Below are 3,469 nucleotides of genomic sequence, written 5' to 3'. Positions count from 1 at the left end.
AGGCATGTTCCGCACAGGCCATCCATGGCCTGGGCGGAACACGGCGCGCGTCCTGCGCGCCGCCCTTCGGGTGTCCTACTGCTATCGCGAGTTACTTGCGCCGCCGGGCCAGAGCAACAGCAAAAGCAAAAGCAAAAGCCCCCTCATCCGCCCTTCGGGCACCTTCTCAGCCTTGCACTCCCTGCGGTCGCCGCAAGCGGGAGAAGGGAGAGCAATGGCACGCTGCAAAGATCCGACGACCTTTGTAGACGCAGCTCAGCGCGCCAACCACTCGCCGCCCTAAACCCCACCGCAAGCCGGCCCTCCTCACAAAACATACGTAAGCGTGTGGACAGCCCCCTCACCCCACTCCTAGACTCCCCCCATGCACCTGTCCCTCACCGCCGAACGCCGCATAGCCGCCGCGCCCGAGGCGGTGTTCGCGCTCGCCCTCGACAGCGAACGCTTCCCCGCCCTGTTCGACGGCTGCGGCCCCATCCCCGGACTCAAGCGCATCACCCCCCTCGCACCGCCCGCCATCGGCAGCCTGCGCGCGCTGGAAAATCGCGACGGCTCCAAGTTGATGGAACGCATCACCGCGCTGGAACCGCCGCACCGCCACGCCTACGTCCTCAGCGGCATGCGCCCCCCATTGGCGTGGCTGGCGCGCGAGGGCCACGCCGAGTGGACCTTCGAAGCCGAGCACGGCAACGGCAACGACGCGACCCGGGTGGTGTGGCGCTACGACTTCGAACTCACCAGCGCGCTGGCATGGCCGATCGCGGCGCCGCTGCTGCGCGGTTTCATGCGCGAGGCGATGCAGCGCTGCCTGGAACGCATGGCGCAAGTACTGGAAGCGGCCTGGCGCGCGGAGCGACGCTGATGGAAGAATGGATCCTGCTCGCGCTGGCGCCGGTGTTCCTGCTGTTGATCGCGCTGGAAGCGTGGTACTGGCGCAAACGCCGGCCGGAGCAATACAGCCTGCGCGACACCCTGTCGAACGCGGCGCTGGCGCTGATGCATCAAGCCAGCGACGCAATCGCCTGGCTGCTGGTGATCGGCATCTACTACTGGGTGTACTCCTATCGCCTGTTCGACCTGCCCGCGGCCTCGGTCTGGACCGTCGCCGCGCTGTTCGTGGCGCAGGATTTCTTCTACTACTGGTTCCACCGCGCCAGCCACCGCATCCGCTGGATGTGGGCCTCGCACGTCACCCACCATTCCTCCGAACGCCTGAACCTGTCGACCGCGTTCCGGCAAAGCCTGACCTATCCGATCTCCGGCATGTGGGTGTTCTGGCTGCCGCTGGCCTGGATCGGTTTCGACCCCAAGCACATCGTCGCGGTGGTGGCGATCAATCTGGCCTTCCAGTTCTTCGTCCACACCCAGGCGGTGGGCAAGCTGGGCTGGCTGGAGAAGGTGTTCAACACGCCTTCGCACCATCGCGTGCACCACGCGCGCAACGCCAAGTACATCGACCGCAACTACGCCGGCGTGCTGATCGTCTGGGACAAGCTGTTCGGCACCTATGTCGAAGAGGACGATGCGGTGCCTTGCGAGTACGGGATCATCGGCCAGGTGCACAGCCACAACCCGATCAAGCTGACCTTCCACGAATGGATCGCGATGTTCCGCGATGCGTACCGCGCGCGCGGCCTGCGCGGCGCGCTGGGCCAGCTGTTCGGCCCGCCGGAACGCTCGCTGGCGCATCTGTCGGCTAGTTCGGAACCAGCGACCGCAACGTCCGCGGAGCGTTGAGCATGGACGCGGCGAGCGTCGATGTCGCTAGTTTCCTCAACGCTGTGCAAGACCGGATCGAACAACTGCGACAGCTTCGCCAAGACTTCATCGCAGCGGGCGCGGCCAACGCGAGCGTGACCTTCAACCTCAGCGGCCGCCCGTTCAACCTGCATCGGGCCGGCTCGGTCATCGAGTATCGCGGCTGCCTAGCGCTGGGTCTGATCGTGCATGCCGGCGACGGGCGCGAGTTCGATCTGGGCGTGGACCTGCTTTGGTCCGATGAGGCTTGGCTGATCGACACCGAAGCCTGGGTCGGCAACGACGACGGCGGCCAGGATCCGCTCGAACGCTTGCCGCAACGCACGGCCGCGGATTTGCCGTCATGCCTGCGCCACCTGCAGGCCGCGGTCGGCGATCTGGCCCGCTTCCGATCGCACGTATCCGGCGCCGGCTAGCTCGGCACCATGACCATCGGCGCTTGCCGCCGCCACGGTCGCCGTGTCGAACTGAAGGCAAGCGCCAGGTCGGAAGGAACCGATGAAGTTCATCCCCAAGCGGCCCGTCATCCTCGCTCTGTTAGCCGTGGCCGGCTTGGCCGCAACCGCGTCCGCATTCGCCTACGCCTTGCCCGGCCCCGCCTCGTGCGCGGCTGTCGGTCTGGCCGGATTCGACACCTTGGCCGACGGCAGTCTGGTGCAAACCGGCAGTTCGGCCGAACGCAGGCAACAGGCCATGGCCTTGCGTAAACAGGCGCAGGATCGCATCGCCCGCGTTTACCGCGCGCCGCGCGCGCAAGCGGTGGTGCTGTTTCTCGACGATCCGGCCGCCTTCTGGCCGCGCCCGCGCAACGCCACCGGCAGCACCGACTTCCTGCCCGGCCGCAGTTGCGTGGTGATCGGCCCGCAAGGCCGCAACGTCGACGTGCTCGCGCATGAACTGATGCACGCGGAGTTGGCGGACCGGGTCGGCTTCCTGACCCGTCTGCGCGCGATCCCGGTGTGGTTCGACGAAGGCGTGGCGATGCAGGTCGACTACCGTGCGCAATTCGCCGAATCGTTCGACGGCGGCGACAGCCGGTTTGTGCGCGAGCTCGACACCGGCGCGGAATTTTTCGCTTTCGAAGGCGGCCGGCATACGCGCCATTACGCCGCGGCCAAGCGCGAAGTCGCCGATTGGCTGGGCAGCGACGGGCCGCGTTCGCTGTACCCGCGATTGCAGCGGTTGCGCGATGGCGCCGCACTGGATGCGCAAGCCCCTCAGGCCGCCGGGCGAACCGAGTAACCCAGGCGCGAATGGCGGCTCACTTGCCGCCGGGCTTCAATCCGAAATACGCATACGCCGCCGACACCGCCAGACCCAGCCAAGCCTGACCGTGGGTGGTCAGCACCGGCAACACGCCGGGGTGGTAGAGCCCGACCATGAACGCGGTCAATCCCGCGCCGATCCATACCAGCACGAAAGCGATCGACACCGCCGCCACCGTCCGTGCCGCGCCCACCGAGGCGTCTTCGGCCAACACCCGCGCCGCCGGCGCCTCGCCGGGTTTGGCCAAGGCCAGCTCGGCGATCACCAAGGCCGAGACCAAACCACCGATCACCGACAAGGCCTGGGCCATGCCGTCGTTGAAGTACGTGATCGGATACTCCTTGGCGCAGGCCGCGCCGGCGCAGTTCACCACCTTCACCGCAACCAGGATCAGGTGCACGTACACGCCGAGCAGGATCACCGATATCAGACCGCCGAAGATCTT

The 3,469-nt window shown here is 67.0% G+C and carries 5 protein-coding genes; 4 read left to right on the top strand and 1 reads right to left on the bottom strand.

All coding sequences use genetic code 11. From position 1 onward, the window contains the following. The first annotated feature begins 364 nt into the window (after positions 1-364). The 4 genes from V7787_RS52505 (at position 365) to V7787_RS52490 (ending at position 3,000) form a co-directional block, all read left to right on the top strand. Positions 365-862 (top strand): SRPBCC family protein, encoded by a 498-nt coding sequence (locus V7787_RS52505; RefSeq protein ID WP_336095411.1) that lies wholly within the window; start codon positions 365-367, stop codon positions 860-862. After that, the gene (locus V7787_RS52500; RefSeq protein ID WP_336095410.1) at positions 862-1,737 is read left to right on the top strand and encodes a sterol desaturase family protein; all 876 of its coding nucleotides are present in this window, start codon (positions 862-864) and stop codon (positions 1,735-1,737) included. Before V7787_RS52505 ends, V7787_RS52500 begins: the two co-directional genes overlap by 1 nt. Positions 1,738-1,739: 2 nt before the next feature. Next, positions 1,740-2,174, top strand: a complete 435-nt coding sequence (locus tag V7787_RS52495) for a hypothetical protein (RefSeq protein WP_336095409.1) — start codon at positions 1,740-1,742, stop codon at positions 2,172-2,174. Between the two features lie 82 nt (positions 2,175-2,256). Next, positions 2,257-3,000 carry a hypothetical protein gene (locus tag V7787_RS52490; protein WP_336095408.1) on the top strand — a complete coding sequence of 248 codons (744 nt, stop codon included), beginning with the start codon at positions 2,257-2,259 and terminating at the stop codon, positions 2,998-3,000. 19 nt (positions 3,001-3,019) lie between these two features. Here V7787_RS52490 and V7787_RS52485 read toward each other — a convergent pair. Then, positions 3,020-3,469, bottom strand: a 450-nt coding sequence (locus V7787_RS52485) for a hypothetical protein (protein WP_336095407.1), incomplete at its 5' end; no start/stop codon positions are given.

The organism is Pseudomonas sp. CGJS7 (genome assembly GCF_036961695.1).
Note: the sequence above shows the minus strand (reverse complement) of the source record. Positions and strands in the feature narration are given on the sequence as shown.